Below are 24,713 nucleotides of genomic sequence, written 5' to 3'. Positions count from 1 at the left end.
TTTTTATTATACTTCTTTTAGAACTTGGTGTAAAGATACTGAACAGGCTCTAAAACAGGATTTATCTATCCGAAAAACGCACCGCATTGATAGCCGTCCAGCTCCGGCTGCGGAATGCGGATGCGATCCTGAATCTTCCGGATCCGCAGCCGTTCGTTCTTGTCCTTGATCTCCGCCAGATTCACACTGCGGTATCCCATCCGCTGCTTAATGGGTGTTTCGTCCGGAAGGGCATCAAACAGCCCCAGAAACAGATGCCAGTGCATCTGCTCCACCTGCTGCAAGTCCATGTGATAGACCGACAGGAACGCCGCATACACATAGGCTGCATCATACTGCCATGACAGCACCCGGTCAGTGGTTTTGCGTCCGGAATGCTCCTGCCGCTGTTCCGGCTGCTCCTCGGAGCGTGTCGCAAACCCAATGAGAGCTTCCAGGGCCTCCTCCAGACAGGAGAGCGGTGGCTTGTCGATGTACCATTCCAGCATCAGCAGCAGCTTTTCCCGTTTGGAAAGACCATCGTCCTCCTGCATATCGTAGAACCGCAGCCAGTCCCGAAAGTCGGTGTAGATCCGGTACGCCTTGCCGTCTACCGTCACCGTGTCCGGCAGGGCATCGTACAGCAGATTCATCGTCTGCCGCCTTTGGGCAGGTATTTCTTTTGCAGCTGTCTTTGTGCTTCCTGTGCCTGTGCCGCCTGTTTTGCCACAAAGGTCAGAAATTCGCCGTACACTGCGGTATACTGCCGTGCATTGTCCGAAATCCCGGAAAAGATCTGCTCCGCCGTGCCATCGCCGAACAGGGTATCATATAGCGTGCGAAACGCCTTGCAGTACGCACGGATATATGCCGCAGTACCGCCGGACTTGTCCGCCGGCATATTCTGCTCCAGCTGTGCCAGAGCAGCTTCATACTTTTCCACGGTGTCCGCTTCCTCAATGTCCAGCGGCAGCTCCAGTCCGTGGATATGCCAGATCGTCAGATCATCTTTCATCATTCATTCCTCCATAAAAACACATTTTAGGCTCCCCTGAAAGGGAAGCTGGCAGCCGTAGGCTGACTGAGGGGTAATTCCTCTAAAAAGCTTGCTTTGTGCTGAGTTGTTAGTGCATAACATTAACTGAGGGGTATTACGAAGCACTGCACTTAACGGCATAGGTATTAGAACCCAGTGCACCGTTTGTAACAGTAATGTAGATATAGTCGCCTTCCTTGACGGTAAATGCCACACCAGCAGTGGTAATGGACGAAGACTTTCCGTTGCAGGAAACCGTAATGCTAAACGTATTGCTCTCCGCTGTTGCATATACACTCAGAGAACCGATCTTGCTGACCGTGTACTCCGTAATGTCGGACTTGAATGTGGGTTTCAGCAGATTTTCACTGCCGTAAGAAACAGACAGCGTTTTCAGTACCGGCTTGGTGTTGGTGGAAAGTGTAATGGTCTGAAAATCATCAGTGCTGAACACCGTGACATCTTCCATTTCGCCCCTTGTCTTAAAGTTGCCGGAATAGGTCATGCAGTCTGTGGTGTCGCCGTCTGCATCCGGAATGACCGCATAGTCACGCATCTTTGCCGATGCCGACCAGATGCCGTTGCCCCCTTGCTGTGCTGTGGTCATATCCACATTGATGATAGAACGCACCGCATCCTGTCCCAGCAGCTCGTTCTCGTGAATGTTGATAATGTCATCCGTCACAGGATGCTTTTTGTGGCGATCCATTGCATAAGCAATGGCAGTGTTATAGCCGGTAATATCCGTTCGTTTGAAATCCTCGTCCACATACTGCCGATTATACTCTGTGGGATTTTTGGACGTGGAGAGACCGGTGAAGCCCTCCATGCGTGTATAGACGCTCTGTCCCAGCACATGATAAAAAGCCACCTTGCCGGTACGCAGCACAAGGTCTGCGTTTTTCAAATTCTTACCCATGTGTAAAATACCTCCTGTCCTGATAATACATCAGTCGTAATTGGATCTGATAGCGAGCCGTATCATCGCCGGTGTCATAGGCATAGCCGCTGGAAACAATGTCCATGCGGTATGGTGTCCGATAGTCGCCCAGTTCCGGAAAGATACCCTGCCAGTTGTTCCGCTCGATCCAGTCCGCAAAGTCCTCGTAGAAACCGGAATTGGCGATGTTCTCCAGCACTCTTTCCCCGTACTTCTCCCGGCTGGCAAAGACGAACAGAAACTGCCGCTTGTCGCTGCCGTCCGTGTACTTCTGCACCACTGGTTCACATGGTGTAGTGTCCACAGTATAGCCGATGGTGTCCGCCTCCAGCTGGTCTACGCCTAAGATCGCTCCGTCATGGAGCAAAGGGCATTCGGCGATATACTCCCGGATCGCTGAAATGATTGCCATTCTATCACCCCTTTGCAAGGATACGGGCGTTTTTCAGAATGAGCTTGCCGTGGTCTGCCCACGCCCGAAGTGCCCACTTTTTCCCACGCAGCCCACGGGAAACGCCGGCATACCACTGCACCGCCGCATAGGGTGTTTTCCATAGCAGATACCCTTCCGCCGGCTTGCTGTGGGAGATGCCGGAATCCCGGAGCATACCGGTGTCAAACGGCACATAGGGGTCACATTTCCGCAGCAGCTCATTGCCCACAAATTCCTGTGCCTGCTGTTTCAGGGCTGCCGATTTTGCGTGAAGCTGCTTGGTATTGAAATTGATCTTTACTGTTAGGATCATACCGCCGTCACCTCGATGTGCTGCACACCGGCAGAGCCATAGCGAAAATCTTTCACTTCCATGACCGTCCGGCATTCCTCCGGTGGTTCTGCGGCGGTGCATCTGCCGCAGAAGATCCGGTCGCTCCGTTTCGGCAGATAGCCGGAAACCGCTGCCGCCGGAATGATACACAACACGCTGTCCTGCTGTTTCATAGACGTACCGCTCTGGCTCTGTCCTTTCATGTCCTCCCAGTAGACCGCAGGGAAGAAGTGCCGCACATACTGCTCCATGCGGTCTTTTCCCACTGTTCTCGCAAATACCGTGCAGCCGATTTTGTTCGTGTACATCGAAAAATTCCTTTCTAATCAGCCTCCCTTGAAAAGGGAGGTGGCACGAAGTGCCGGAGGGATAAAGGCTTCTCTCCCAGAGGAGCTGTCACGAAGTGACTGAGGAGTTTCACACCCCTCGATACATCAGCCCGGAACCGCCCAGATACCGGATACAGATGCTCCGGAGATAGTCCTGCAAACCGGCAGTATCGCCGCTTAACAGGGCGGCGATGCTTTCTGTCGGGGTAGCGTAGCTGACGCTGTACGCTCCGATGGTCTCCGCCGTTTTCAGACCGCTGCCCTCTGCACCGCCTGTGCCGTATGCCTGATAGGTGACGATCGCTTCCGCCAATGCACAGCAGCACCGCCGGACACGGTCTTCCCATGGCTGCGGCACACCGTCCATCAGCCGCCCGAATGTCACCATGTCCAGATACTCGCTTGCCCGTTCTGCCGCCCGACCGAATGCGGTCGGATCCCGTATCATACCGCCAAGATAAAAATCCTGGTAGTACGGAAAATCAGCATATGCCATGCCTTACGCCTCCACTCTCTTGACATAGACCGTCTGCGGCTTGGAAATACCGATGCCGTAGACCTTTCTGCCCTGTACCGCAGAAGAACCGATATACTCGTTGGTCAGGTTCTTGATAGCGACCGGAACAGACCACTCCTGCACGCGGTGGCACCAGTTCGGGTGACCGCAGATGAATTCCGTGGTGGTTTTCTTGCCGGATACCAGCTGGCTGTCCTCAAACATGGTGTTGTTGGTCTCAAATACGTTGTAGCCGGCGATCCTGCCCACCACGCCGGACTGCACCAGTTCCTGGGACAGGTCACCCTGCTTGACAAAACGGTCGTCTGTCAGCAGCACTTCCATGAATTCTGGCGATGCCAGCAGCCAGCGTTTGCCGTCGTTGGGAACACCCATACGGGACTGCACACGCTTTGCCGCCAGCACCTGCTTGTATGCCGTGCTGTCGGTGCAGGCAGTCTTGGACGCTGCCACCGTAATGCCGGTGGTTTCCTCCAGAGCACGGATAGATCTGGTGTCCATAGACAGACCCAGAGAATAGCCGGCACTGTCCAGACGTTCTGCGGTGATGCCGTCCGGCACGCTGGCAGCGTCATAGCCGTCGATCATCTCGTTGACCGCCTCGTCAATGTCGATGTTGATGTCAAAATAGGTGGTAGAACCGGCAGAGATCGCAGCACCTGTCTGCTTGTCATACTTCTTGACCTCTACCTCGGTATCACGCACCGGCACCTTGACCTTGCCTGCCTTGGGATTTCCCTCGTAACGGGGATTGAAGATCAGATTGTCCTTGGTGACCAGCGTATACCGCAGCTTCTCGTCCACCAGTGTCGAATATCGTTCCTGTGCAATATGTGCCATAACTTTTCCTCCATAAATAAAAATAACTTACCTGATAGGCTCCCCTGAAAGGGCACCCGTAGGGCGTGCCTTGTGCTGAGGTGGATGCCCGTAGGGCAGACGGTGGGGTAACACCTCTCTATAGGCTCCCCTTTAGGGAAGCTGGCAGTGCGTAGCACTGACTGAGGGGTTAGGACTTCTTCAAACTCGGATTCATGCCATAAAACGCAGCTTCCACGCCGTTCATGGCACTGGGCAGACCGCCGGAAGTGGGAACAGCGGCACGTTCTCCCGGATTCGGGGCGAATGCGTCTGCATGGGCAGTGCGGAACTGCTGCACCACATCGTCCGCCCCGATCAGCTTGTCGCCGTCGAATTTCAGTTCCTTGGAAGTCAGCAGATCGGTGACATACTTCTCGTACACGTCATTTTTCAGCTGCAATCCCTTGACATACTGGGACAGCTTGGTGCGGTACTCAAATGCGGCACGGTCTGCCTCGGACTGTTCCAGCTTCTGCTTGTAGTCCTCCACGCTTGCCTTGATGCCATCAATGTCCATGTCCTTGTAGGACTGAATGGTCTTGCTGGCTTCGTCCAGCTGCGTCTGCACGGCGGCGGCAGCGTCCTGCTCCGCCTTGATGTCTGCGGCATAGGCTTCCGTGATCTTCTGCACGGTGTCCTTGTCGGTGATGCCGATGCCCTCCAGAAATTTCTCATCGATCATAGGGATAACTCCTTTTCAAAAAATGTATGAAAAAAGCACCTCGTCTGAGATGCTCATTTCGCTTTTTGGCATAGAAAAAAGCACCTCGGTTGAGATGCTTTTCGTGGTGTTTGGTTTTGGCTAAGAATTCAATCCTTGTTGCAGTTCTTTATGCGTTTCAAGAAATTCTTTTTTCAGTTTTTCAAATTCCGCATCCAATTCTTCAACAGTTTTTCCGGCATATCGTTTTTTCAGCGATTCTCTATCTTCGCCGTCGCTTTCTCTGCAACGATACTTTTCATTATTATCCACTTTATTTTACCTCCCTAAAATCAAATTGAAACAATTCTTTCAACTCCAGCAATGTGTTCAATTGTGCTTCAAATTCCGAGCAACCTTTTTTTGTATATTTTGCTCTTTTTGCATCATACATACTGGGTGGTATAAATTCTTTTGGTGCTGTATATTCAAATACTGTACCGTCATGTCCGATTGTATAACCCTTTTGATACCCATTTTTCAATGCAGCGTTCAGATCTCCGTCACTGGGCGGCATACCAAGTGGGTGGTTATGGAACGAAACGATTTCATCTTTTTCAGATTCTTGCAACGCTCTGCGGATTTCTTCCGTATAGTCCGGCGTTCCGGCTTGCGTTCCTGTTGTTGAGGAATACCATTTCTTCGTTCTGGTATTGTAGAAGTACAGGTCTTCACCGTTTGTGCCGGAACGATGGTTCAGCATTTTCTTAGCAACCTGATAATACTGCCGCTGAATTTTTTTATCTGAATCCATGGAATCAAACTTGCTCCTGAACTCTCTGCTTTTTACCAGATCTTTTGGAACAGCATAATCCGAAGAACTTTGCATTCGTTCCTGTTCTTTTATTATACCACCGTCACCGCCAGAAGTCAACGTTTTTCCGCCGATCTTCTCCGCCTGATACGTCTTTCCCGTACCGCCATTATCCTTTGGCGTAGGTGATGTGACTTCCACAGCGTGACCGCTGGGAATATTTCCGGCAGTCTGGCTTGCTGTCTGCTGCCGTTTCGCCGCCTGCACCGCCCTCTGCGAAACACTCCGTCCGAACCCATTGACCTGTGACCGGAACGTATCGTTCCGCCGTCCGGTCTGGCGGCAGAAGTCTTGCAGCGTTTTTTCCGCATCTTTCAAACGCACAGAAACCGCTGCAAAATCATCGTTCAAACCCTGTTTTAACGCTGGATCATCGGTGTTCTTTGCCGCTTCGTCCAATGCCGCCGCACGCCGCTTTAGTGCTCTGACCTTCCGCTCGCCCTTTCGCTGCATCTGGCTGATCTCATACTCTGTGTACTTCTCGCCATTGTAAGAAATGCTCTTTTCGTCCAGTTTGGCGATCTCCTCCGGCGTGTAGTTCGGCGTGGACAGTCCCGGATAATACGGGTGCCAGTTGTGCCGGCAGTTCCAGCCCTTGAAGCCTCTGCCGTCCCCATAGCCGATTTCTTGCAGGGTAAAGACTTTCAGCCCGTCAATGATCTTCCTGGTGCGTTTGCCCTGTATCTGGACAAGCTGCCCCTGCCATCTGGCGTGCTCCGGTCTTGCTCCGCCGTGTGCCGTCAGTTCCATGTACTGACAGCTCGAATCCTCCGCACGTTTCTTTGCCACTGCCGCCGCAGTCTGTCCCACGCCCGTCAAGATGCACCGCCGCACCGCAACATCAATGCGGTCACGGTGTCCGGTGGGATAGGTGATGTAAGCACCGCCGTCCGCCAGATCTCGCACCGCCATGCGGATCGCTTCCTGATAGCTGAACGCTCCGGAGGACACCTGCATATACGCCCGGTCACAGGCTTGCAGGAAAGCAGTCTGCGTGGTGTTCGCCGTGGTGCTGACCAGATTCCGCATGGTTCCCAGTGTTTTCCGGTATCCGGCATCCAGCACCTGCTTCATGCCGCCGTCCTGCCGGATGTCCGCCGGAGCTTCGCCGGCTGCTTCGTGGGTGTCGTTGTCGATCTCCACCGTCCGCACACCGGCATCCTCAAACATCGCCCGAACCTGTGCCACACTGGCATCTGTCCGGTCTGCGATCATCTGCAAAATGTCCTCATACAGGATACCGGCAGATTGCAGTACCTCTGCCTGATAGGCGGTGGTTTCCGACACAAACCCCATACGCAGCATCCGCCGCACCATATCTGCCACAATATCATCTTCCAGCTGCTGATACAGCCCCAGCAGCTGAGTCACATCCGGCTCATAATTCTGCATCAGATCTCACCACCGGAAAATAAACCACCATCATCCTGTCGCTCCGGCATCATCTTCGCCGCCTTTTCCTCGGAGCAGTCGAAGTACCACGCCAGAAACAGAGACGGTTTCAGAAGTCCGTCCCGTACCATTTGCACACGCCGCTGATACTCCACGTCCGGATCTTCCAGCACACCGTCCCCGAAGGCAAAGGTTGCCTTGACCGGCGGACTGCTCTGACTGCGGTAGTAGTCCTGATAGAACTGCATTCCATAGAGCATCTGTTCCAGTGCGTTCCGCAGGTTCTCCTGAATGTCTTTCACTCTGGAAAAGCTCCGCTGCTTGGAACTCCGCACTTCCTCTGCGGTTTTCTCCACATCGGATACTTCGGAGAGTGTGCCGTAGGAAAGCCCCACCGCATTCTCGATCCGCCGCAAAATCTGATTGAACGCATGGAAATAGGCAGTGTCCCGGACTTCCGGAGAAAAGGTATTGATAAAGGACTGCCCGTCCGTTTTCTCATAGCTGCGGAACATCCGCTCTCTGCCCTTGGGCAGTACCGGCTTGCCGTCCTTGTACCGGAACAGATCTTCGGTGGCATCAATGGCACGTTCGGACGATTCCAGTTCCCACAGAATCCGTTCCCAGTGCTCATCCGCATCCCGGATAAAGTCCACGGCATCCGCAAAGACCGAAACGCCCAGCGGTGAAGTGGGGTCGATGTTGTTGGAATCCGGTGTCTGAAAAATGGCAAACAGCGGACGCTGTACGTTTTCATACACCTTTTCCGGCAATACATCCGCCCACTGCGGCACTGCATCCAGACTGCACTCTGTGCCCAGTGTTCCTGGACTGGCAGAACAGAAACAGCGGTTCTGAATGGTATGTGTCTGCCGCACCTGGGAATAGACGTGCAGCTCCAGACGGGTGTAATAGTTCTTGCCAATAGAGATCTCTTCCGGACACACTACCGCATCGCAGGAATCGTCCGTGTAGTTCACCGGAAGATAGGCGTTCTGCGGCACAATGTCCACCGAAACGCCCTGTGCCGTGAAATAGGGTTTCAGCAGCAAGCCGCCAATGGCAAGCCCGAAGTCCATTTTCCGCCGCAGCTTCGGCAGCACACGGCTGACTGCCTGTTCCAGTTCTGCCCCATCGTGTACCGTGGCGGAAAATTCCGTCAGTGTCAGCCGTTTCAGCTCCTGTGCGATATTCGCCGGAATGTGACAGGAACGAATGCGGTTCCGGATCCAGCCGGCACGGTTCAGATATAATTCCTCCCACAGCTGCATCTGCTGTATCATGTCGCCGCTGAGCAGGCAGGGCACCTGCATGGCTGCGGCGATCTGTGTTGCATCGATCATGGCATCACCTCCTCGTTGTCATCTGCCGGCGGCATCCGGTATTCCCGCAGCGTCCGCTGCATCGCCGTCCGGACGAAATACCGCATATCGTCCATGGCGTGGTCGTTGGTCTTGACCACAGCATCTTTCCCTTTGGCTTGATTGTCCCAGCAGTACAGTCCGAACTCCCGGATAATATCCGTACAGCCTTCACAGATATGAATGCGTCCGGCTTGCAGCAGCGTGGACGTGTCACGAATGCCGTCTAAGACGCTGTTGTTGGCTTTCCGCACCCGAAAGACACCATGCCGCCGGATACACTCGATAAAGCTGGCAGCCGACGGGTCTGCGATCACATACCGCACATAGGGGGCAATATCTCCGGCAAGCTGTTCCAGAGCCGCATAGTGTTCCTCGTCTGTTCGGGAATGTCCCTCTTTTCGGGCATCATAATAGTACTCCCGCAGTCGGGTGGCATAGCCGTCCGCCGACAAGTGCCATAAGCCGACAGAGGTCGGGTTCAGTGTGCCGTAGTCACAGCTGAGATAGAACTCGCCGGAATGCACGTCCGGCATGGTGTCCGGAATGACGTGCCGCAGCTTCTGAAACTGGGGATACACCAGACCGTCCGCCATGACCCACTTGCCCAGGACATAGCGGTCATAGAACACACCGGAGAACATTCGCTCATACCGCTTGCGGACAGATTCGGAAAGGGCGTAGTTGTCTTCCATGGTAAAGTGCAGATGCAGCCGGTTCTTTTCACCGGCTTTCCCGTGTACGCTGTCGATCCATTCCTTGTACAGCCAGTGTTCCTCGCTGCCGTCTGGGTTGCAGTTCATCCAGATCTTCGAGCCGGTGACAGAGCATCTCGCCGTTGCCTGATCCACAAAGGAACGGGGCATCAGTGCCACCTCGTCCAGCAGGACACCGGCAAGGGTGATACCCTGAATCAGTGCATAGCTGCTTTCGTCCTTGCCGCCGAAAAAATAATAGCGGTTGTGGTGTCCCTGCCATTCTACGTCCATATAGTTCTTGGACAGGTTGATCTTCGGCTGCATCACGCCTGCCATCCACTTCTGGATCGGCGTGACCACATTGCGTTTCAGGCTGTCAATGGTCTTGCCGCAAAAGGCAAATGTCTCATGGTCAAAGCTCCGCATACTCCACAGCAGATAGCCGATGCTCATTGCCATGGTCTTGCCGGAACGGACAGAGCCGTCACAGATGATGGCATCATACTGCCGGAATTTCGGCATTGCCCACCAGAGCATGGCTTGTATCTGCTTGGGAGAAAAAGTCTGATAGATCATGCCAGTCCCTCCTGCAATTTCTCAAACAGATTGGTGATCTGTCCGTTGTCCTCTTCTTCGGATGCTCCGGATGCCGCCGCCTGTAGGGTGGCGGTGATCTTGGTCTCTGCCCGGATCAGCTCCGGATTGCTTTGCAGGAACTCGTATAGCTCCATGTGCCGTTTCCGGAATTCCTCCGCCAGCTTTTTCCGCTTCTTCGGCTCCGGGGTATTCAGGTAGGCAGAGAGGAACGTCTGCAAATCGGTAAAGTCCGCTTGCGGAATGGATCTCCGCTTGTCCTCAAATTGCAGGATACCGTCCGCCAGCTGGTGGATACTCTTTTTCTTTCGGCTGTTCATTTGCAGTCACTCCTTTCAGAAAAAATGGTCAAAAAAATACGGACGCTGTACGCCCGTATATTGCGTGTATTCTTTTTGGGTGTTGTTTTTCGCAGAAAAATCTTCAAACGATTCTAAACGCCATCTGAACGTTCTTAAACAGGGTATGCTTCGCCATTCGGAATCTTTTTGGAAAAGTTCCGTTCGGGGTTCAGGCAATACCGCACAAAGAGCTGCAAGAAGTATTGCCTTTATACCATATACCGCACCCTGTGGGACGAATCGACCACAGCAGCGACAGGCATACTGATTTGTTTCACACACGCTCTTAAATGCCGATTACCGGCAGTGTGACCGTGTAGTCATGTCCGCAGATGGAGAGCCGTACACGGGCACGCCGCTGCCGGAGATCCAGCCGCACCACATTGTCCCAGTATTCCCGGAGCACGCCGGACAAGACCATCTTGTCCCCCTGCAATGTGGTGTAGATACGGGACGGGGCAATGGGCTTGCCGCCGTTCCAGAGCCACCGGATATATGCTTCCTCGTGGGGTTGCAGCTTGCCCAGCGTACAGCCGGACACTTTCAGAAATCCGATCACGCCGTCTGACTGTACCACGCTGTCATATTTCTGGCGGTCGATTTCCTCCTCCAGAAACAGATAGCCAGGAAAGACTGGTTCTGTGATGCTGTTCCATTTCCCATTCTTCCGGATTTCCATGGTTCGCTGGGGACAGCGTACCAGATGCCCTCTTTTCCGCAGCAGCACAGCCACTTGCAGATCTGTGCCAGGCTTCACCTGCACCACATACATACTCATGCCTTTCCCTCCTTGGCTTTGGATTTGATAAACTTCTTGACTTCCTTGTACAGATCCGGTCGTTCTGCCGCCATGGCTTCATAGATCAGATCCTTGAACTGCTCTGCACCATTCTCCAGCAGATCCCGTGTCTTGGTGTCCACATTTTTCTTGTATGCCACCGCACGGGTGAGTGCCACGGCATTTTTGGACAGGGTGTCAAAGTCGATCTCCGACAGCCGTTCCTCCGGCAGCTTGTTGATGGCATCCAGCATCTGATTGCAGAGCAGGCGGAGAATGCCGTCTGTCATGTCCAGATCCGGATAGCGGTCGGTTTCTTCCATAATCGCCCGGAAGTTTTCCTGACTGAGCCGCAGTGCGTCCAGCGTACTCATGAGATTTTTCGCATATTTTCCCACCGCTGCCAGAGAGATGCTCACGCCGTGGGACTGGATATAGTCCACGATCTCCCGGTAATAGGCACCGGTCTTGATCATCTCGTCTACGGTCTCTTTGACTGCCGGTTCCAGATTGTCGATCTTAGAATGCTTTCTGCGTCCCATGCAGCACCTCACACGTCAATACATTCGTCCTTGCGGACACAGGCAATGATCTTGATACCGTCCGCCGATACCTTGGCTTCCAGCTGCTCCATTGCCGTGTCTGCCAGTGTAGTGTCTGTTTTGGAATCCATGTGCCGCAGCCGGATATATCCGGATTCCGTCAGATAGTTGATACTGTCCCGGAATTCCGCCTCCGTCATGCTGGGTTCCAGTGCATAGCGGATGTCCGTCAGTACAACAAACTTGTCACGCAGCAGATTCACGGCTTTCAAGACCATGCCGTTGTTCTTGAAAAATGCCTTCTGCCGAATTCGCTCTATCATTTCTGCCTGCTCCAATGCCGTTCCTCCTTACTTGCTGCAATAGCTGTCGATCTTGCTTTCCAGCCTTGCCATGGTGCGGATAAAATCCTCGTTCTTGGTGGTGTGTTCCTTGATGTAGTCGATGTTCTCCGACAATTTTTCCATAGATGCCTTGATCTCCCGGATCTCTGCCTTGGTGGCGTACTTGTCCGACAGCGTCAACAGATTGTCACGCAGCTCCTGCACTGCCATTTCGTTTTTGTCATTGCGATCCATGGTGCGTTTCAGAAAATAGCCGATGATCCCAAGGATCACGGTGATCACCGTGGTGATGATAAACAGGATCAGTTCCTGTGTCACTGCATTCCCTCCCCAAAAAGAAAAGTGCTATCATTACTTCTACTGTAATGATAGCACAGAAAAGAATGGTGCTGCAAATAAGGCAGATTTTTCAGGAATTTCAATGAATTTTGCTATGCCTCCCTTGTGGCACAAAGTGCCGGAGGGATTCTTAGAAGAACGTCATCTGGTGTGCTTCCTGTTCGTTGCTCTGGCGGTAGATGATGTCCCGAATGGTGTTCTCCGCCAGATTGAATGCGTGTGCCAGTTCCAGATAATTGGAGCCGTCGAACTGGCGGAAGATCTCCGCATCTCTTAACCCATTCAGCACGGAATCCGCCTTGCTGATATAGATGCTGCTGCCGCCGTAGCTGGCGACCAGCTTCCGATAGGCTTCGATGCCGATGACCTCCGCAATTTCCAGCTGGCTGCCGTGCAGCTGGTCTATGGTCAGTTTATCCAGAGTCATGTGCTTTTGCCGCCTTTCGTTTTGCGTTTCGCAGATACCGTTTCAGTGCCTCGATCAGTTTCGCCCCGTCCGCCCGTTTGACCCAGTTCAGAGGGTGACCAGGGCAGGGGTCTTCCTGCAATACCTTTCGGACGATGCCTGCCATGCGTTCGCCGACAGGAACATCAGAGGGCGAGAGCTTTGCCAGATCATACAGCAGCCGCCAGGCATACGCCTTTTGTCCGGCTGTCATTTTCCCCGGATACACCGGTGCTGGCGGTCGCTTTCTCGGATACTGCTCTTTCAGCTGCCGCCGCAGCTCTGCCTCCACCGCTGCCGCCTCCTGTGGGGTGAGTTCCCGGACAGAGGATTTTCCGCTCATGCGGTAGACGATCATGTGAAACGGGTCTTCCTTGTTGCCGGATTCCACCAGCCCCAGCACAGCAGCAAGGCTGTACAGTGTCTGGGTTTGTCCTTTTGCCATATGCTTCACTTCCTCAGCCGATAGTCTTTCTGGTTGTCCGGTCGGATCTCAAACGCATATCCTCTGGACATCTGTATGATCCTGCCGCCAATGGCTCCGTCAATTTGCCGTAGCTGGGGCAAAAGCCATTCCGTGGAGAGGATCGTCAGCATCTGATTTCTGGCACGATAGTCCAGTATCTCAAATGCCAGACGCACATCTGCACCGGATACCTCTGCGGTGCTGCTGGTCTTGAATAGATCATCTATGTACAGCACATCGGCTTCCTTGTATGCGGCGATCTGTGCGGCATAGCTGCCGTCCGTCAGAGCAGCTTTCAGCTGATTGGACGCTTCACGCCACACCATGTACCGTACCGAAAACCCGTTCCGGATCATGCCGCCCACAATGGCAGTGCAGATGTGTGTCTTGCCGCAGCCGGTCTGACCGCCGATATAGAACCACTTGTGCCGCTCCTGCAAATACGCTTTGGCACATTGGAGAATATGCTGCTGGAATGGCTGCTCTGCGGTGTAGTTCTGAAAGGTGCAGATGCGGAGCAGGGATTCCAGACCGGATTCATGGATCCGCCGCAGGGTGTCTCTGGTTTTCATACAGCTGCACAGGCACATGACCTCATAGCCGTCCCGGATCTCTGCAATCATGCCCTTGTTGCGGCACGTCTTGCAGTCATAGCCGGTCAGCGTGCCGGGCTGTGCATTATACGCATCCACACGCATCTGCATCAGATCAGTATACGAAAGCCCCGTAGGGGTCATCGTCGGGAATGTCATCTTCTGCGGCAATGGTCTCATCCTCCCATCTTCTCTGATTCAGCCATGTGGCAGGATGCGGAATGAACTTCCAGTTCTCTTTGCCCCAGTGATAGACCTTCCGCTGCCGTTCCAGCTCCGCCAGCATCTGCTGCAATTCCGTCTCGCTGGGCTGGATCTTCTCGAATGCCCGTCTGGCTTTCTCCTTGCCCACCTTTCGGGGATACGCTGCCCAGAATTGGTCGAAGCAGCGGTTTCCGGTGTCTGTTGGTTTTCTCATGCTTCCGCCTCCTCATACAACGTGATGTCCGTGCAGTTCTGGCACAGATGTCGTTTCAGAGAACGGAAAGAACTCCAATAAGGGGAATAGCTATAGTAAACACTGTTGGCAAGCACCGCCTCCCGAAAGGCTTTCCGTTCCCGTTTCAGCTTTTCCTGCCCCTTTCGGGTGAGTATACTGTGTTTGTGCTTCTGGAAGAACTTTCTGCGAATCTCACAGTCCTCCGTCAGCCATTTTCCCTGAATTTCACCGTCAACATAGACTGCAATGCACAGCTGCATCTTGTACCGCTGTGTCTGCAAAGACAGCGTGTAGCCGTCTGCCTGTAGCTTTACGATGCGGTAGGATGATTGCAGGTTCTGCTCTGCGGTTTTCCATTGTTCCTTCGTCATTGCTGCACCTCACGAAATGGTGAACCGCTTGCTCTCCGAAGCCACACAGTACTGGTCATAGAGGGACTGGTGTGTCTCCTGAAATGCACGGCTGTCGAAACGGCTGCTGACAACTGTGGTGTACCGCACGGTAAAAGTGCCTACCTCCATTTCCTCCAGCTGCTTCTTGTCCATCATCGCCTTGACCTTGCTCCGCAGCTCGTCCGCCTCTTTTTTCAGCTTCTTTCCGGCTGCTTCCAGTTCCTTGATCTGATTGACGGCGGAGAGCATATCCGCCTCCTGTTTCAGTGTCAGTTTTGCCTTTGCCATAAGAAATACCTCCGTTTGTAAAGAATTGTAAATAGATTGCCGACTCTGCATTTTCACGGGCTTGTCACCGTCCTTGGCTGCATTAGGCGAGAGGAAAGATTCCTCTCATAGGGTCATATGGTTTCCGTGTCCCGATGCTTCGGGATATGTCTGGTGCGTTCTGTGTACCGGTGGAGAATGACCAGCTCCGTGCTGGTGTTCTTGGAGATCAGCCAGTCCTCCGGATGGAATCCGTAGAATGACAGGATCTTTTTCTGTGCCTTGGTGGGACGTTTGCCGTTCTTCATCGGTCATACCTCCATATCCATGTACTTTGCCATTGCCACCAGTCCCTCATAGCTGTAATCCTCGTTGTCATAGGCATTGGAAAACAGATTGACTACGCCACGGAGTGCCTGCGGTGTCTGTGCGATGCGATACAGAAGATCCAGTTCCTTTTCCCGTCCGTTCAGCATGGGGAACAGCTTGGCAATGTCCTCACGCTGGATCTTGGAACGGGTGTACAGCTTCTTCTGCTTGGTGCGGTTGGCGATCTGTGCAAACTCTGCCTTCTTGCTGCCGATGCGTGTCACCGTTTCCAAGTTCCCGATAAAGCAGATGCCCAGCGTCTGCCCGTGGTCGGCAAAATCATCAGAGAAGCTCCGCAGCACCTCAATGGTTTTCAGCGGCAGGTGCTGGGATTCATCGAAGATCAGCACCGTGCCGTCACTCAGCTTTTGCCGGATCGCATACCACAAGGCATCTCTGGAACGCTCCATGGGAGCACCGATGCGGTCGGCAATCAGCCGCAGCAGGGACTTGATGCTGGTCAGGCAGGGATTCAGCGTAATGAGAACACTGTTGTTCTGGTGTTCTGCCACAAAGTGCTGTGCCGCCTTGGTTTTTCCGATGCCGGCATCTCCGGCAGCAATGGCAAGACCGCCCTTGATCTGGCAGACACCGATGATGTCATAGATCTCTGTAGAAATACTGGTATCTGCATAGCCGGATTCCTGATAGGTCTGCTTTGCCTGTTCCTTCACGCCGAAATAGCTTTCCAGCTTGGCAAACATCTTCTGCGGATTCGCCTGATAGCTGCCGCTGAATAACTGGGAGATCGCTCCCTTGGAGATGCCCAGACGTGCAGACAATGCACTCAGACTCAGACCCTCGTCCTTTTGCATCTGCTCCAGCTTCCGGAGCAGGTTCTGTTGATGTTCTGTGTATTCCATCGCTTATTCTTCCTTTCGCTTTTTCGCATTTTGCTGCATTTTCTTCAGATCAATGGACACGGGGAGAAATTCGCTGCCGGAAACCATGCGGTTTTCCTCCAGCGGTTCTCCGGTTCGCACCGGTTCGATCGTCTTGGGCATTCTGATCTGGAAATGTTTCTTCCTTGCCTCTCCGGCTCTCCGGATCGTAGCGTCCAGATAGTCGATCCGCTGTGCATTGGTCAGATCAGCCGTGATACCCTTGGCTTGATTCCGTACAAACGTTCTGGTGTGGCGAATCGTCTGCTCTGCATTGGCAATTTCCATCTTATCAGAGGTCAGATAATCCAGCATCAGTGCGTCTGCCAGTTCCCAGGTAAACAAATACTGGTCTTTCGTGTTGTACAGCCGGACGGTTTTCAGATCTGCCGGATCATACCGCACATAGACTTCTTCGCCCAGATGCAGAATAGTTTCCTCCGGTTTCATGTACCAGATCTTTTCGCCGGCAAAGGTGATATACACACCGTTCCGCTTGATCTTCTGGGTTCTGGTGGATCGCATCAGCATGAGATTCAGCTCTGCCTCCGCCGCTTTGCGAACCGAACGGATCGCTCCGTTCCAGACATCCAGACGGCTCATGCCCCGGTACTTTGCCTCAGAACCGCCGTACTCCTCCAGATTGTACTCGCCGTCGATCCAGTCATTCAGATAACTGCGGACTTCATAGTCCTGGGGGAGCTTTTTGTTCTTGATCCGCCGTTTCAGACTTTCCGGACGCTCTAAGATCGTGCCGCCGCAAAATCCGCTGAACGATTTGGAAAACTGGCTCTTGACCGTGTAAAAGGTTCGTTCAATAGGCTTTGCTTTTGCATTCCGCACAATGGCGTTGTGCATCTCAATGCCCAGCCGCTGCAAAATGGTGGGCGGCTCCGGTCGGTTCTGGTCAGATCTTCGGGTGCGGTGCCCTTTTCCGCCCACATCGTGGGTGAGAAATTCCCGACCGTTGTCGAAGTACACCGCTTTCGGTATGCCGAACCGCAGAATGCCGTGCCGCAGTGCCAGAATGGTGGACTGGGAATCCGGCGATTCCGTCACGTTCCAGCCGGTAATGACACCGGACTTCGCATCCAGAAATGCGGTCAGATACAGGCGGTGAATGGTGCCGTTTTCGTCCAGTGACTGAATATCCAGTGTGTGATTGTCGGCGATCCAGACATCGTTCGGCTCCAGCTGGTCGTACATTCGCATGATGTACGGCATACATCGGTCAGAAAACGCCTTTTCGCCCTCACGCATCAGAATTTTGGTTGCCTCTGCCACATCTCGGTCGATCCGCCGTCGAAAGCTTCGCTCCGATGGGATACAAGCCACCAGCTCCGGATGAAAGTCCTCTGTCCATGTGATAGTGTTGCGATAGCTGGCACAGACCGTGGGCTGGTTCTCGCTCAGCCAGAACCACAGAAACGCCTCCCACACCAGCTGTGGAATCTCGCTGCTGCCTTTGTTGCTGCCCCCTCGGATCCCCAGCAGTCCGGCGAGATCATGTTCCAGATATGCCTTCCATTTTCGGTACAGGATCCCCGTGGAGATCTGTAGGTCAGGGTGTTCCAGCTGACACTTGCCCACATACAGCTTGTCATAGTCGGTCTTTTTGGCGTACCCCTTTCGTCCGGCTTGCCACTCTCGCAGGATTGCTGTCCAGATCTGAACCTCCTGCCGCTGCTGTGCAGTGCAGTCCTCAATGGTCATCTGCCGCACCACTTTTGCTTTCTGTTTCGGCGTTTCCGCTGTCGGTATCGGTTCCGGCAGCATTCCCATTGCCTGCCGCTTTTGCTGATAATATCTGGCTTGTAACGACTCCGGAAATGCGGAGATCGGGATCTGATAACAGGCTCTGTGGTTCTGCGGATGTTCTTGCACCACTGCCGGTAAAACACCGTTTTTACACTGTTTTTGGATATATCTTGCAGAACAGTTTTTCAAGACTGCTGCTTCTTCTACTGATATGTAGTCCATAGCACTCCTTTCTGGTCTGCCATCCTCAGTACCGGTAGACCACCTCCGGCAGACAGCGGCTCTCTGCCGCTGTTTCGGCTTTTACATTTCGCTTAGGCTTATGGAGATTCCCAACTCTCGGAGCAGTCTGTTCTGCTCTGTTCTGGAACAGTCGCTGGTGCGGATCTCGTGGAGGATCGCCCAGTCTGTACAGCCGCAGTTCTTCATTCGCCGCACGGTTTTCCGCAGCTTTTGTGACCGTCTGGGCGGTGCTCCGCCCCATTCATGCAGTCTTTTCATCGGCTTCCTCCACCTCGTCATCGTCCTCGTTGGCGGTAAACAGCACATTGTCCGAAAACCACGGAAAGCACCGGCTGGCATATTCCCACTCTGCATCCATCTGATCGGGGAAATACGCACCGCCACACACGCCCTTGCCGTCCTCATCAATGTGCCAGACTACGAATTCGCCGTCCGGCAGGATCGGTCTGGCAAGGCAGTGCTCCGTACCGTAAATGGCATAGATCAGGTGATTCTCGATCACCGTTCCGATTTTGATTTTCATGAAGCATACCTCCGCTTTTTCGTTTCCGGTTCTGTGGGGAGCAGACGCTCCACCGGCACACGCAGTGCCTTTGCCAGCCGCAGCACCACCGTGATGCTCGGCACAAACTTGTCCTGCTCCAGCTGACAAACATAGCTCTGGGATACCTCTGCCGCCTCCGCAACCTCCGTCTGGCTCAATCCCAGCGTGGTGCGGATCTCCAGCAGCTGCTTACCGAATGTTTTTGGGGTCATTTTTCATCATCCTTCCTGTGTACGCCGTTGGTTTTCAGAATGCGTTGTTTCAGTTCTTCCTTGGCTTCCAGCATCTCCGGGATAGCGTCATACCAGTCATACAGATACCCGATGCTTGCCGCATCTGTGCTGTGAAATTTGGCACTGGCAGCGATCTGCAAAGCCGTGGGATTCTCGGTCACGACCATGTCGCATCGCCTCCCATGGCTTTGGCAAACTGCTCTGCGATCAGCCGCTGGGTGAAATAGTCCCGATAGATGTTCTGCTTCCCGTCCAGACAATAGCTGCTGTTGGGCTTGTCGCCGGTCTGCACCGTTGTCAGACGGACAGTTTTTCCAGTGGGCGAATAGGTCGTGGTAACACAGTAATAGGTGTGTAAAATTCTCGGTAACATGAAAATCGCTCCTTTCAAAATGTGATAATATTCTGTCGATTCTTGTCGAATCCGTTGTATTTCCTGCCGGATTGTGTTATAATGGAGCAGGAAAGGAGGGATAGCAATGCAGATAAAACTAGATGATGTGCAATTTACTGCTGAACTTGCTGTAAATGCAATGCTTAACGTTCATTTGAATAAAGATGCAGACGTATTAAAGAAAAACAATCAATTTTCCGAACAAAATGTCATAAGGCTCTTTAACAAATATAGCTATAATACAGCAATGCATACAGATTTCGCAACAGATATTCTTGTGTTTGCAATCGCACAAGCTATATCAGAATACCACGATCAATTACGAGAAAAACTTCTTGAAAGCGGTATCGATATAGGCGAATTGGATACAACTTCTCGCACAAATAGAAACGCATATAAAAAAGCTAAAGATTCGTATGATGCAGACTGCGAAGCATAATTTTGATTTTGTTGACCTTTTCGCACGCTTTTTTCATTTCAAGGGAAGGCTTATCCCCCAGTTTAGAAAGAGGGAACACCATAAGAGAAACCTGTTTCTTATGGTACAACATCTCTTGATACAAGGATTTCGCATTTTTTGCCTGCTCCGCTGCATCCGGAGCAGGCTTTTTCCGGCACGGGATCCGCTTGATAACTTTCATAATTTTTCCTCCTTTTTCATTTACTTTTGCCTTACTTTGTGGTACAATTATCATAAGGCTTTTTATACCCTGTTGTATTGGTATGCTAATATTATAACCCACTTAAATGGGTTTGTCAATAAGAAAAATTCACTTAAACGCATTTATGTGAATTGTAACCAAAAATAAGGAGTGTTTTTTGTATGTTTTATGATAATCTGAAAGCGATATGTGATGAAAAAGGGATAAAAATCACGCCTTTAGTCGCTGAATGTGGTGGTGCAAAAGGCTCTATTTCTAATTGGAAAAAAGGGGCTATGCCGAATAGTGAAATAGTAATGAAGCTGTCGGTGCGTCTAAATGTACCAACAGATCGACTCTTATTTGGGTCAGAGGCAGAGAATACCTCTATTTCAAATATTAGTAACTCTACAATTGGTGCTGTAGGGAATCATTCAACAGGGACAATAAATGTGCAGAATCCGGATATTGCTCCTGACGATGAACTTGTAAATGAAGTTGCAAGAATATTAAAAGATCTACCGCTTAAAGAACGAACAAAACTTCTAACTATGATATATGATTTTGAAGAAAACTATAAGGCAGAAAAAGAGGGATAGGAACTAGTTCGCATCTCTCCACAAAAAAGTTCGCAAGTTCGCATCCCCTTTATAGCTTGTTTTCTCAAAACGTCCACCTGTGTCTAAAACAATGTGTTCAAAACCGCAAAAGCAAAAAAACGGCGATTTTCCGACGTTTTGAACGTTTTCAAACGCTTTTCAAACAACAGTAAAACGCCACCCTCAAAAATTGAACACAAAAACGAAATCGCCCGGAAAACAGAGGACTTCCTCATTTTCCGAGCGATTTTTTTGACACTTCAATTTTCGTTCACTTTTCTGTTTCTATCTCATTCCACCCAAAACATCACGCATTTTCGCCGCTTTTTACCCCTTCCAATTCACTTCCACCCTTTTCCACCCTTTTCAACCTTTTTACGTTTCCCTTGTCAACTCACAACAAAAAAAGGTGTATCAATAATACATTCGATATTTTTCACAAAAATAAACCCACAGTTGAATTAAGAAAGTACAAATCGCTTGAATTCAACCGGAAGGTGTGCTATAATGAATGATAGAACGTGACAGGTGGCATTATATAAAACTTGTGCAGCAGACTATCCGGAAAAGGAGGCGGCATAACTACATGGAACAATCTGAATTTGGTCTGAACCTTTCTTACTACCGCAAGAAATGCGGTCTTACTCAGGAACATTTGGCACAGCTTCTCATGGTGACACCTCAGGCGGTGTCCAAATGGGAAAAAGGCAGTTATCCTGACGGAGATCTTTTGCCAAAGATCGCTGCCATTTTAGATGTCTCATTAGATGTGTTGTTCGGTCTGAAACAGGATGAGGCGAAAACAGATCTGGCAAAAGATGTCATGGAGGAGATTCATACCCTTCCCGAAGAAGAACGGGATGAGCGTTTCATGGAGCTTGGCTATCACATGCTTTACGGCTATCACGATAACCTCAGGGCAGAGCATGTGCAGTTTCCGGAACAGCTGACCAAAGAGACCTATGCCCATCTGCGGACAGACCATGCGCTTGCCATTGCACGGCTCAATCCAGATATGCAATATCTCTGCTATCTCCGCATTCCCGAAAACGGCATTGACAGCTATGCAAAAATCACGCCCCGTCTTTTGAAATTGTTTCAGCTTTTATCGGACGAATCCGCCCTACGAGTACTCTTTTTTGCGGAACGCCTGCCCCGGAATTTCGTACTGACCAAAGAATGTATCTCAGAGCGGCTGCATATTCCTCTGGAAAAGGTTTCAGACATTGTGGATTGCTGCGACAAGCTGGGGATTATGTGGGAACTGACCGCAGATACCGGCAGCACACCCTTTCCGGTCTATGGCTATGTCCATACCGTTCCCCTGGCGGCGATCCTGACACTCGCCACGACTCTGATCAATTATGTGGTCAACTGCGAACCAGATATCGACACCTGGCTCCAGGGACCTTTCCGGAATCCCCCGGAACAAACTGATACTTCTAAACACCTTTGACGATTTTCAAAATACATCGGGTTACAGAAGTACCTCTAAAATAGTATCCAATTATCCATTTTATATTTTATATTTTCAGGAGGTCATATCTATGTTTCATCATCGAGCATTCGCCAGCCTGGTAGCAGGCGTACTCACCGTTTCCTGTATTGCCCAGCTTCCGTCTGCTATTGCCGCAGATGCAGAGGGCACTTACAGCATGAATGTCACGGTCAATCTTGCCGGAGAAAAAAAGGTGATCAGCCCGTATATCTATGGCGTCAACGAATACGGAAACACCAACAATCTCAAAAACATCAGCGTCAACGCAGTCCGGCAGGGTGGCAACCGCTACACCGGATACAACTGGGAGACAAACTATTCCAACGCCGGCGAGGACTGGATCCACAGTTCTGACACCAATATCGGTGATATCAGCGATGGTCCGGCTTATGCTGCACAGAGACTGTCAGATAGCTGTCAGAAATACAATGTCTCCTATAAAATGACCACCCTCCAGATGGCTGGCTATGTTGCCGCAGACAAGAATGGCTCAGTCTCTGAGGACGAAGCAGCACCTTCTGATCGCTGGAACAAGGTGGCATTCCGCAAGGACGGAGCGCTTTCTCTGACACCAGATTTGGAAGACAACACCGTATACATGGACGAGTATGTCAACTATCTGGTACAGACACTGGGCGATTCTACCACGAAAACCGGTATCCAGGGATATAATCTTGACAATGAGCCAGTGCTCTGGAATGATACCCACCCCCTGATCCACGGAGATGAGGTCTCTAACAGCGAGTTGATCTCCAAGTCCATTGAGCTGGCAAGCGTCGTCAAGGATATTGACCCCAATGCTGAGGTATTTGGCCCGGCATTCTGGGGTATGCTGCCCTGCATTCAAGCTGGCAACGGTGATTCCTACACAGACTCGGACTGGGCGGCTGTCAAGAACGACTACAGCTGGTACATGGACTATTATCTCAAGCAAATGGCAGATGCAGAACAGGAACATGGCAAACGGCTGCTGGATGTGGTAGATGTACACTATTATGCCCAGGACTGCTCGACAGATGAGGGACGACTCCAGGCGGCAAGAAGTCTCTACGACCCGGACTACAAGGAAAACAGCTGGCTTCAACCCTATTTCGGCGGATATTTCCCCTTCCTGACACGTTTGCAGGAATCCATTGACAAGTATTATCCTGGCACAAAGCTGGCGCTGACGGAATATAACCTCGCCAACATCTCTGATGAAAAAAATACCGGTAAATCCGTGGTTTCTGCCATTACACAGACGGAGGCGCTAGGTGCTTTTGCAGATCAGGGCGTATACCTGGCGACCTATTGGGGCACGCTGCCGGAATGCCCGTATGTAGAGGCTGCATTCAACCTCTACACCAACTATGACGGAGAAGGTGCTGCATTCGGCGATACCCTGGTAGAAGCTGAGACAGAGGATCTCTCCAAAGCCGCGGCTTTTGCAGCTATTGACAACACGAATGATTCTGAAGTCACACTGGTACTCTCCAACAAGAGTATGACCGACAGCGAGCAGGCAACCATTTCGCTAGAAGGTGCTTCTACAGATTATCAGAGCGCTGTGGTCTATGCAGTAACACAGGAAAGCAGTGACATCAAAATCATTGACGTCCAGAATGATATTTCCGGCAATCAGGTCACAGTAGAACTGCCGCCTCTTTCTGTGGCACAGATCGTTATCTCCAATGAAAAGAGCGACAAGACCATTACCGAAGAACCGGATGTCCGTACGGAAGAAGTAACTTATCAGTTCAATGAACTAGAAATCTCAGAAAACGGCTATCCCATGATTCCTCTGGGTGACAAGGAGCATCTGAAAGAGATCGTGATCAACACCACAGTGACTTCTAACGCTGGTTCCACTTGGTGCAGCGGCGGCGGTGCGCTTTGCTTCAACAAGGTAGTACAGAATGGCACCAGCGATGAAGTCTGGGGCAACAAATCCTTTGGCTATAGTCTCGGCACCGGAGATACAATCATTCCCTTTGATGACCAGTTTACCATTGTGGAAAACGAAAAGTCTGTGACCATCACCGGCAGCTGCAACGATACCTATTCTGAATTGCAGAACTGGTGGGCATCGTCAGAAAATGACCCGGCAGCCGGATTGGATATCACTGTCACCTATAACACCATCAAGCTCATCTATGAGTATGATAACGATACACCGGATACCACTACAACAACTCCGGAGGTTACCACGACTACAGAAGAGACAGAAACTACCACAACTGAGGCAACCACTTCTGAGGAAATCACAAACACCACTGCTTCTGTAGAATCCAGCACAGAGACTACAACAAGCGCTTCAAGTACTTCGCTGAATTCCTCCATTCTATACGGTGATGTAACGCTGGACGGCAGAGTGGATATCACAGACGCAGTACTTCTGAACAAGGCTGCCGCCGGACAGGTCACACTCAATGAACAGGCACAGAAAAATGCTGACTGTGATGGAAATAGCGAACTGAGCAACAACGATGCGCTCGTCCTGCTGAAATTCCTGGTGCACTTGGTGCAGAGTCTCCCGTCGGCAGAATGATCCTTTGACAACTTCATCCATTTCTTCATAAACGCAGAAAAACCATCCCAATCGGGGTGGTTTTTCCGTTTGTAATATTCTTTTTATTGACA

At 51.5% G+C, this 24,713-nt stretch carries 37 protein-coding genes and 1 other RNA gene; 4 read left to right on the top strand and 34 right to left on the bottom strand.

Annotated elements, in window-relative coordinates:
• Nucleotides 1–65: 65 nt before the first annotated feature.
• The 33 genes from QZ375_RS07885 to QZ375_RS07725 all read right to left on the bottom strand — a co-directional run bounded on the left by QZ375_RS07885 (nt 66) and on the right by QZ375_RS07725 (nt 19,335).
• On the bottom strand, nt 66–632 hold the full coding sequence (locus QZ375_RS07885; protein ID WP_295217637.1) for a bacteriophage Gp15 family protein: 567 nt from the start codon (nt 630–632) through the stop codon (nt 66–68).
• Nucleotides 629–997 carry a DUF6673 family protein gene (locus QZ375_RS07880; RefSeq protein ID WP_295217636.1) on the bottom strand — a complete coding sequence of 123 codons (369 nt, stop codon included), beginning with the start codon at nt 995–997 and terminating at the stop codon, nt 629–631. The genes QZ375_RS07885 and QZ375_RS07880 overlap by 4 nt, the downstream gene beginning before the upstream one ends.
• A gap of 133 nt (nt 998–1,130) precedes the next feature.
• Nucleotides 1,131–1,934, bottom strand: coding sequence for a hypothetical protein (locus QZ375_RS07875; RefSeq protein ID WP_295217634.1), 804 nt, complete (start codon nt 1,932–1,934; stop codon nt 1,131–1,133).
• Nucleotides 1,927–2,367 (bottom strand): chloramphenicol resistance protein, encoded by a 441-nt coding sequence (locus QZ375_RS07870; RefSeq protein ID WP_295217632.1) that lies wholly within the window; start codon nt 2,365–2,367, stop codon nt 1,927–1,929. The genes QZ375_RS07875 and QZ375_RS07870 overlap by 8 nt, the downstream gene beginning before the upstream one ends.
• Before the next feature lie 4 nt (nt 2,368–2,371).
• Entirely contained in the window at nt 2,372–2,701 is a 330-nt protein-coding gene (locus tag QZ375_RS07865; protein WP_295217630.1) for a minor capsid protein, read from the bottom strand.
• Nucleotides 2,698–3,030 carry a hypothetical protein gene (locus QZ375_RS07860; protein ID WP_295217628.1) on the bottom strand — a complete coding sequence of 111 codons (333 nt, stop codon included), beginning with the start codon at nt 3,028–3,030 and terminating at the stop codon, nt 2,698–2,700. Before QZ375_RS07860 ends, QZ375_RS07865 begins: the two co-directional genes overlap by 4 nt.
• 109 nt (nt 3,031–3,139) lie before the next feature.
• Nucleotides 3,140–3,547: a hypothetical protein gene (locus QZ375_RS07855; RefSeq protein ID WP_295217626.1), complete on the bottom strand. Its 408-nt coding sequence runs from the start codon at nt 3,545–3,547 to the stop codon at nt 3,140–3,142.
• A gap of 3 nt (nt 3,548–3,550) precedes the next feature.
• Nucleotides 3,551–4,408 (bottom strand): hypothetical protein, encoded by an 858-nt coding sequence (locus QZ375_RS07850; RefSeq protein WP_295217624.1) that lies wholly within the window; start codon nt 4,406–4,408, stop codon nt 3,551–3,553.
• A gap of 169 nt (nt 4,409–4,577) precedes the next feature.
• Nucleotides 4,578–5,111 (bottom strand): phage scaffolding protein, encoded by a 534-nt coding sequence (locus tag QZ375_RS07845; protein WP_276689920.1) that lies wholly within the window; start codon nt 5,109–5,111, stop codon nt 4,578–4,580.
• Nucleotides 5,112–5,231: 120 nt separating this feature from the next.
• Complete coding sequence (locus QZ375_RS07840) at nt 5,232–5,402, bottom strand: hypothetical protein (protein WP_295217620.1); 171 nt, start codon at nt 5,400–5,402, stop codon at nt 5,232–5,234.
• 1 nt (nt 5,403) lies between these two features.
• Nucleotides 5,404–7,335, bottom strand: a complete 1,932-nt coding sequence (locus QZ375_RS07835; RefSeq protein WP_295217618.1) for a phage minor capsid protein — start codon at nt 7,333–7,335, stop codon at nt 5,404–5,406.
• The gene (locus QZ375_RS07830) at nt 7,335–8,678 is read right to left on the bottom strand and encodes a hypothetical protein (protein WP_295217616.1); all 1,344 of its coding nucleotides are present in this window, start codon (nt 8,676–8,678) and stop codon (nt 7,335–7,337) included. Before QZ375_RS07830 ends, QZ375_RS07835 begins: the two co-directional genes overlap by 1 nt.
• Nucleotides 8,675–9,970, bottom strand: coding sequence for a PBSX family phage terminase large subunit (locus QZ375_RS07825; RefSeq protein WP_295217614.1), 1,296 nt, complete (start codon nt 9,968–9,970; stop codon nt 8,675–8,677). Before QZ375_RS07825 ends, QZ375_RS07830 begins: the two co-directional genes overlap by 4 nt.
• A complete protein-coding gene (locus QZ375_RS07820; RefSeq protein WP_295217611.1) occupies nt 9,967–10,308 on the bottom strand; it encodes a hypothetical protein in 342 nt (113 codons plus the stop codon). The genes QZ375_RS07825 and QZ375_RS07820 overlap by 4 nt, the downstream gene beginning before the upstream one ends.
• Nucleotides 10,309–10,615: 307 nt before the next feature.
• Nucleotides 10,616–11,107, bottom strand: coding sequence for a transcription termination/antitermination NusG family protein (locus tag QZ375_RS07815; protein ID WP_276689943.1), 492 nt, complete (start codon nt 11,105–11,107; stop codon nt 10,616–10,618).
• Nucleotides 11,104–11,649 (bottom strand): phage protein Gp27 family protein, encoded by a 546-nt coding sequence (locus QZ375_RS07810; RefSeq protein ID WP_021683416.1) that lies wholly within the window; start codon nt 11,647–11,649, stop codon nt 11,104–11,106. Before QZ375_RS07810 ends, QZ375_RS07815 begins: the two co-directional genes overlap by 4 nt.
• A gap of 8 nt (nt 11,650–11,657) precedes the next feature.
• Nucleotides 11,658–11,987, bottom strand: a complete 330-nt coding sequence (locus QZ375_RS07805; protein ID WP_295217610.1) for a type VI secretion protein — start codon at nt 11,985–11,987, stop codon at nt 11,658–11,660.
• Nucleotides 11,988–11,999: 12 nt separating this feature from the next.
• Nucleotides 12,000–12,311, bottom strand: coding sequence for a hypothetical protein (locus tag QZ375_RS07800; protein ID WP_021683414.1), 312 nt, complete (start codon nt 12,309–12,311; stop codon nt 12,000–12,002).
• Between the two features lie 151 nt (nt 12,312–12,462).
• Nucleotides 12,463–12,759, bottom strand: coding sequence for a Mor transcription activator family protein (locus tag QZ375_RS07795; RefSeq protein WP_295217608.1), 297 nt, complete (start codon nt 12,757–12,759; stop codon nt 12,463–12,465).
• Entirely contained in the window at nt 12,746–13,222 is a 477-nt protein-coding gene (locus QZ375_RS07790) for a regulatory protein GemA (protein ID WP_295217606.1), read from the bottom strand. Before QZ375_RS07790 ends, QZ375_RS07795 begins: the two co-directional genes overlap by 14 nt.
• A gap of 5 nt (nt 13,223–13,227) precedes the next feature.
• Nucleotides 13,228–14,007 (bottom strand): ATP-binding protein, encoded by a 780-nt coding sequence (locus QZ375_RS07785; protein ID WP_295217604.1) that lies wholly within the window; start codon nt 14,005–14,007, stop codon nt 13,228–13,230.
• Nucleotides 13,952–14,254: a hypothetical protein gene (locus tag QZ375_RS07780; protein ID WP_022409761.1), complete on the bottom strand. Its 303-nt coding sequence runs from the start codon at nt 14,252–14,254 to the stop codon at nt 13,952–13,954. The genes QZ375_RS07785 and QZ375_RS07780 overlap by 56 nt, the downstream gene beginning before the upstream one ends.
• The gene (locus QZ375_RS07775) at nt 14,251–14,646 is read right to left on the bottom strand and encodes a hypothetical protein (protein ID WP_295217601.1); all 396 of its coding nucleotides are present in this window, start codon (nt 14,644–14,646) and stop codon (nt 14,251–14,253) included. Before QZ375_RS07775 ends, QZ375_RS07780 begins: the two co-directional genes overlap by 4 nt.
• A gap of 9 nt (nt 14,647–14,655) precedes the next feature.
• Nucleotides 14,656–14,955: a hypothetical protein gene (locus QZ375_RS07770; protein WP_046436455.1), complete on the bottom strand. Its 300-nt coding sequence runs from the start codon at nt 14,953–14,955 to the stop codon at nt 14,656–14,658.
• A 113-nt stretch (nt 14,956–15,068) separates the two neighbouring features.
• A complete protein-coding gene (locus tag QZ375_RS07765) occupies nt 15,069–15,242 on the bottom strand; it encodes a hypothetical protein (protein ID WP_295217596.1) in 174 nt (57 codons plus the stop codon).
• 3 nt (nt 15,243–15,245) lie between these two features.
• Nucleotides 15,246–16,166, bottom strand: a complete 921-nt coding sequence (locus tag QZ375_RS07760) for an AAA family ATPase (RefSeq protein WP_295217594.1) — start codon at nt 16,164–16,166, stop codon at nt 15,246–15,248.
• A gap of 3 nt (nt 16,167–16,169) precedes the next feature.
• A complete protein-coding gene (locus QZ375_RS07755; protein ID WP_295217591.1) occupies nt 16,170–18,164 on the bottom strand; it encodes a Mu transposase C-terminal domain-containing protein in 1,995 nt (664 codons plus the stop codon).
• Nucleotides 18,165–18,174: 10 nt separating this feature from the next.
• An RNA gene (locus QZ375_RS07750) (hammerhead ribozyme type II) lies at nt 18,175–18,244 on the bottom strand.
• A gap of 1 nt (nt 18,245) precedes the next feature.
• Entirely contained in the window at nt 18,246–18,443 is a 198-nt protein-coding gene (locus QZ375_RS07745) for a hypothetical protein (RefSeq protein WP_276690037.1), read from the bottom strand.
• Entirely contained in the window at nt 18,427–18,708 is a 282-nt protein-coding gene (locus tag QZ375_RS07740) for a hypothetical protein (protein WP_295217589.1), read from the bottom strand. The genes QZ375_RS07745 and QZ375_RS07740 overlap by 17 nt, the downstream gene beginning before the upstream one ends.
• Nucleotides 18,705–18,941 (bottom strand): helix-turn-helix transcriptional regulator, encoded by a 237-nt coding sequence (locus QZ375_RS07735; protein WP_276690043.1) that lies wholly within the window; start codon nt 18,939–18,941, stop codon nt 18,705–18,707. The genes QZ375_RS07740 and QZ375_RS07735 overlap by 4 nt, the downstream gene beginning before the upstream one ends.
• Complete coding sequence (locus tag QZ375_RS07730; RefSeq protein WP_295217586.1) at nt 18,938–19,129, bottom strand: hypothetical protein; 192 nt, start codon at nt 19,127–19,129, stop codon at nt 18,938–18,940. Before QZ375_RS07730 ends, QZ375_RS07735 begins: the two co-directional genes overlap by 4 nt.
• Nucleotides 19,120–19,335, bottom strand: coding sequence for a hypothetical protein (locus QZ375_RS07725; protein ID WP_276690050.1), 216 nt, complete (start codon nt 19,333–19,335; stop codon nt 19,120–19,122). Before QZ375_RS07725 ends, QZ375_RS07730 begins: the two co-directional genes overlap by 10 nt.
• 106 nt (nt 19,336–19,441) lie before the next feature.
• Between QZ375_RS07725 and QZ375_RS07720 the strand changes: the two genes are divergently transcribed.
• Nucleotides 19,442–19,795, top strand: a complete 354-nt coding sequence (locus QZ375_RS07720; protein ID WP_276690053.1) for a hypothetical protein — start codon at nt 19,442–19,444, stop codon at nt 19,793–19,795.
• Here QZ375_RS07720 and QZ375_RS07715 read toward each other — a convergent pair.
• Nucleotides 19,761–19,997, bottom strand: a complete 237-nt coding sequence (locus QZ375_RS07715) for a hypothetical protein (RefSeq protein ID WP_276690055.1) — start codon at nt 19,995–19,997, stop codon at nt 19,761–19,763. The two genes, QZ375_RS07720 and QZ375_RS07715, sit on opposite strands and share 35 nt — an antisense overlap.
• Nucleotides 19,998–20,179: 182 nt before the next feature.
• Between QZ375_RS07715 and QZ375_RS07710 the strand changes: the two genes are divergently transcribed.
• The 3 genes from QZ375_RS07710 (at nt 20,180) to QZ375_RS07700 (ending at nt 24,621) form a co-directional block, all read left to right on the top strand.
• Nucleotides 20,180–20,596 (top strand): helix-turn-helix transcriptional regulator, encoded by a 417-nt coding sequence (locus QZ375_RS07710; protein ID WP_276690059.1) that lies wholly within the window; start codon nt 20,180–20,182, stop codon nt 20,594–20,596.
• A 586-nt stretch (nt 20,597–21,182) separates the two neighbouring features.
• The gene (locus tag QZ375_RS07705; RefSeq protein ID WP_295217580.1) at nt 21,183–22,052 is read left to right on the top strand and encodes a helix-turn-helix transcriptional regulator; all 870 of its coding nucleotides are present in this window, start codon (nt 21,183–21,185) and stop codon (nt 22,050–22,052) included.
• Nucleotides 22,053–22,143: 91 nt separating this feature from the next.
• Nucleotides 22,144–24,621: a glycoside hydrolase family 44 protein gene (locus QZ375_RS07700; protein ID WP_295217578.1), complete on the top strand. Its 2,478-nt coding sequence runs from the start codon at nt 22,144–22,146 to the stop codon at nt 24,619–24,621.
• The last annotated feature ends 92 nt before the right edge of the window (nt 24,622–24,713 follow it).

It is taken from the genome of Ruminococcus sp. (assembly GCF_019417665.1).
GTDB lineage: Bacteria > Bacillota > Clostridia > Oscillospirales > Ruminococcaceae > Ruminococcus_C.
Note: the sequence above shows the minus strand (reverse complement) of the source record. Positions and strands in the feature narration are given on the sequence as shown.

Excerpts from the sequence above, each read along its gene's own strand:
- QZ375_RS07885 (WP_295217637.1), bottom strand. The coding sequence starts at position 632 with ATGAATCTGCTGTACGATGCCCTGCCGGACACGGTGACGGTAGACGGC.
- QZ375_RS07880 (WP_295217636.1), bottom strand. The coding sequence starts at position 997 with ATGATGAAAGATGATCTGACGATCTGGCATATCCACGGACTGGAGCTG.
- QZ375_RS07875 (WP_295217634.1), bottom strand. The coding sequence starts at position 1,934 with ATGGGTAAGAATTTGAAAAACGCAGACCTTGTGCTGCGTACCGGCAAG.
- QZ375_RS07870 (WP_295217632.1), bottom strand. The coding sequence starts at position 2,367 with ATGGCAATCATTTCAGCGATCCGGGAGTATATCGCCGAATGCCCTTTG.
- QZ375_RS07865 (WP_295217630.1), bottom strand. The coding sequence starts at position 2,701 with ATGATCCTAACAGTAAAGATCAATTTCAATACCAAGCAGCTTCACGCA.
- QZ375_RS07860 (WP_295217628.1), bottom strand. The coding sequence starts at position 3,030 with ATGTACACGAACAAAATCGGCTGCACGGTATTTGCGAGAACAGTGGGA.
- QZ375_RS07855 (WP_295217626.1), bottom strand. The coding sequence starts at position 3,547 with ATGGCATATGCTGATTTTCCGTACTACCAGGATTTTTATCTTGGCGGT.
- QZ375_RS07850 (WP_295217624.1), bottom strand. The coding sequence starts at position 4,408 with ATGGCACATATTGCACAGGAACGATATTCGACACTGGTGGACGAGAAG.
- QZ375_RS07845 (WP_276689920.1), bottom strand. The coding sequence starts at position 5,111 with ATGATCGATGAGAAATTTCTGGAGGGCATCGGCATCACCGACAAGGAC.
- QZ375_RS07835 (WP_295217618.1), bottom strand. The coding sequence starts at position 7,335 with ATGCAGAATTATGAGCCGGATGTGACTCAGCTGCTGGGGCTGTATCAG.
- QZ375_RS07830 (WP_295217616.1), bottom strand. The coding sequence starts at position 8,678 with ATGATCGATGCAACACAGATCGCCGCAGCCATGCAGGTGCCCTGCCTG.
- QZ375_RS07825 (WP_295217614.1), bottom strand. The coding sequence starts at position 9,970 with ATGATCTATCAGACTTTTTCTCCCAAGCAGATACAAGCCATGCTCTGG.
- QZ375_RS07820 (WP_295217611.1), bottom strand. The coding sequence starts at position 10,308 with ATGAACAGCCGAAAGAAAAAGAGTATCCACCAGCTGGCGGACGGTATC.
- QZ375_RS07815 (WP_276689943.1), bottom strand. The coding sequence starts at position 11,107 with ATGAGTATGTATGTGGTGCAGGTGAAGCCTGGCACAGATCTGCAAGTG.
- QZ375_RS07810 (WP_021683416.1), bottom strand. The coding sequence starts at position 11,649 with ATGGGACGCAGAAAGCATTCTAAGATCGACAATCTGGAACCGGCAGTC.
- QZ375_RS07795 (WP_295217608.1), bottom strand. The coding sequence starts at position 12,759 with ATGACTCTGGATAAACTGACCATAGACCAGCTGCACGGCAGCCAGCTG.
- QZ375_RS07790 (WP_295217606.1), bottom strand. The coding sequence starts at position 13,222 with ATGGCAAAAGGACAAACCCAGACACTGTACAGCCTTGCTGCTGTGCTG.
- QZ375_RS07780 (WP_022409761.1), bottom strand. The coding sequence starts at position 14,254 with ATGAGAAAACCAACAGACACCGGAAACCGCTGCTTCGACCAATTCTGG.
- QZ375_RS07775 (WP_295217601.1), bottom strand. The coding sequence starts at position 14,646 with ATGACGAAGGAACAATGGAAAACCGCAGAGCAGAACCTGCAATCATCC.
- QZ375_RS07770 (WP_046436455.1), bottom strand. The coding sequence starts at position 14,955 with ATGGCAAAGGCAAAACTGACACTGAAACAGGAGGCGGATATGCTCTCC.
- QZ375_RS07765 (WP_295217596.1), bottom strand. The coding sequence starts at position 15,242 with ATGAAGAACGGCAAACGTCCCACCAAGGCACAGAAAAAGATCCTGTCA.
- QZ375_RS07760 (WP_295217594.1), bottom strand. The coding sequence starts at position 16,166 with ATGGAATACACAGAACATCAACAGAACCTGCTCCGGAAGCTGGAGCAG.
- QZ375_RS07755 (WP_295217591.1), bottom strand. The coding sequence starts at position 18,164 with ATGGACTACATATCAGTAGAAGAAGCAGCAGTCTTGAAAAACTGTTCT.
- QZ375_RS07745 (WP_276690037.1), bottom strand. The coding sequence starts at position 18,443 with ATGAAAAGACTGCATGAATGGGGCGGAGCACCGCCCAGACGGTCACAA.
- QZ375_RS07740 (WP_295217589.1), bottom strand. The coding sequence starts at position 18,708 with ATGAAAATCAAAATCGGAACGGTGATCGAGAATCACCTGATCTATGCC.
- QZ375_RS07735 (WP_276690043.1), bottom strand. The coding sequence starts at position 18,941 with ATGACCCCAAAAACATTCGGTAAGCAGCTGCTGGAGATCCGCACCACG.
- QZ375_RS07730 (WP_295217586.1), bottom strand. The coding sequence starts at position 19,129 with ATGGTCGTGACCGAGAATCCCACGGCTTTGCAGATCGCTGCCAGTGCC.
- QZ375_RS07725 (WP_276690050.1), bottom strand. The coding sequence starts at position 19,335 with ATGTTACCGAGAATTTTACACACCTATTACTGTGTTACCACGACCTAT.
- QZ375_RS07720 (WP_276690053.1), top strand. The coding sequence starts at position 19,442 with ATGCAGATAAAACTAGATGATGTGCAATTTACTGCTGAACTTGCTGTA.
- QZ375_RS07715 (WP_276690055.1), bottom strand. The coding sequence starts at position 19,997 with ATGAAAGTTATCAAGCGGATCCCGTGCCGGAAAAAGCCTGCTCCGGAT.
- QZ375_RS07710 (WP_276690059.1), top strand. The coding sequence starts at position 20,180 with ATGTTTTATGATAATCTGAAAGCGATATGTGATGAAAAAGGGATAAAA.
- QZ375_RS07705 (WP_295217580.1), top strand. The coding sequence starts at position 21,183 with ATGGAACAATCTGAATTTGGTCTGAACCTTTCTTACTACCGCAAGAAA.
- QZ375_RS07700 (WP_295217578.1), top strand. The coding sequence starts at position 22,144 with ATGTTTCATCATCGAGCATTCGCCAGCCTGGTAGCAGGCGTACTCACC.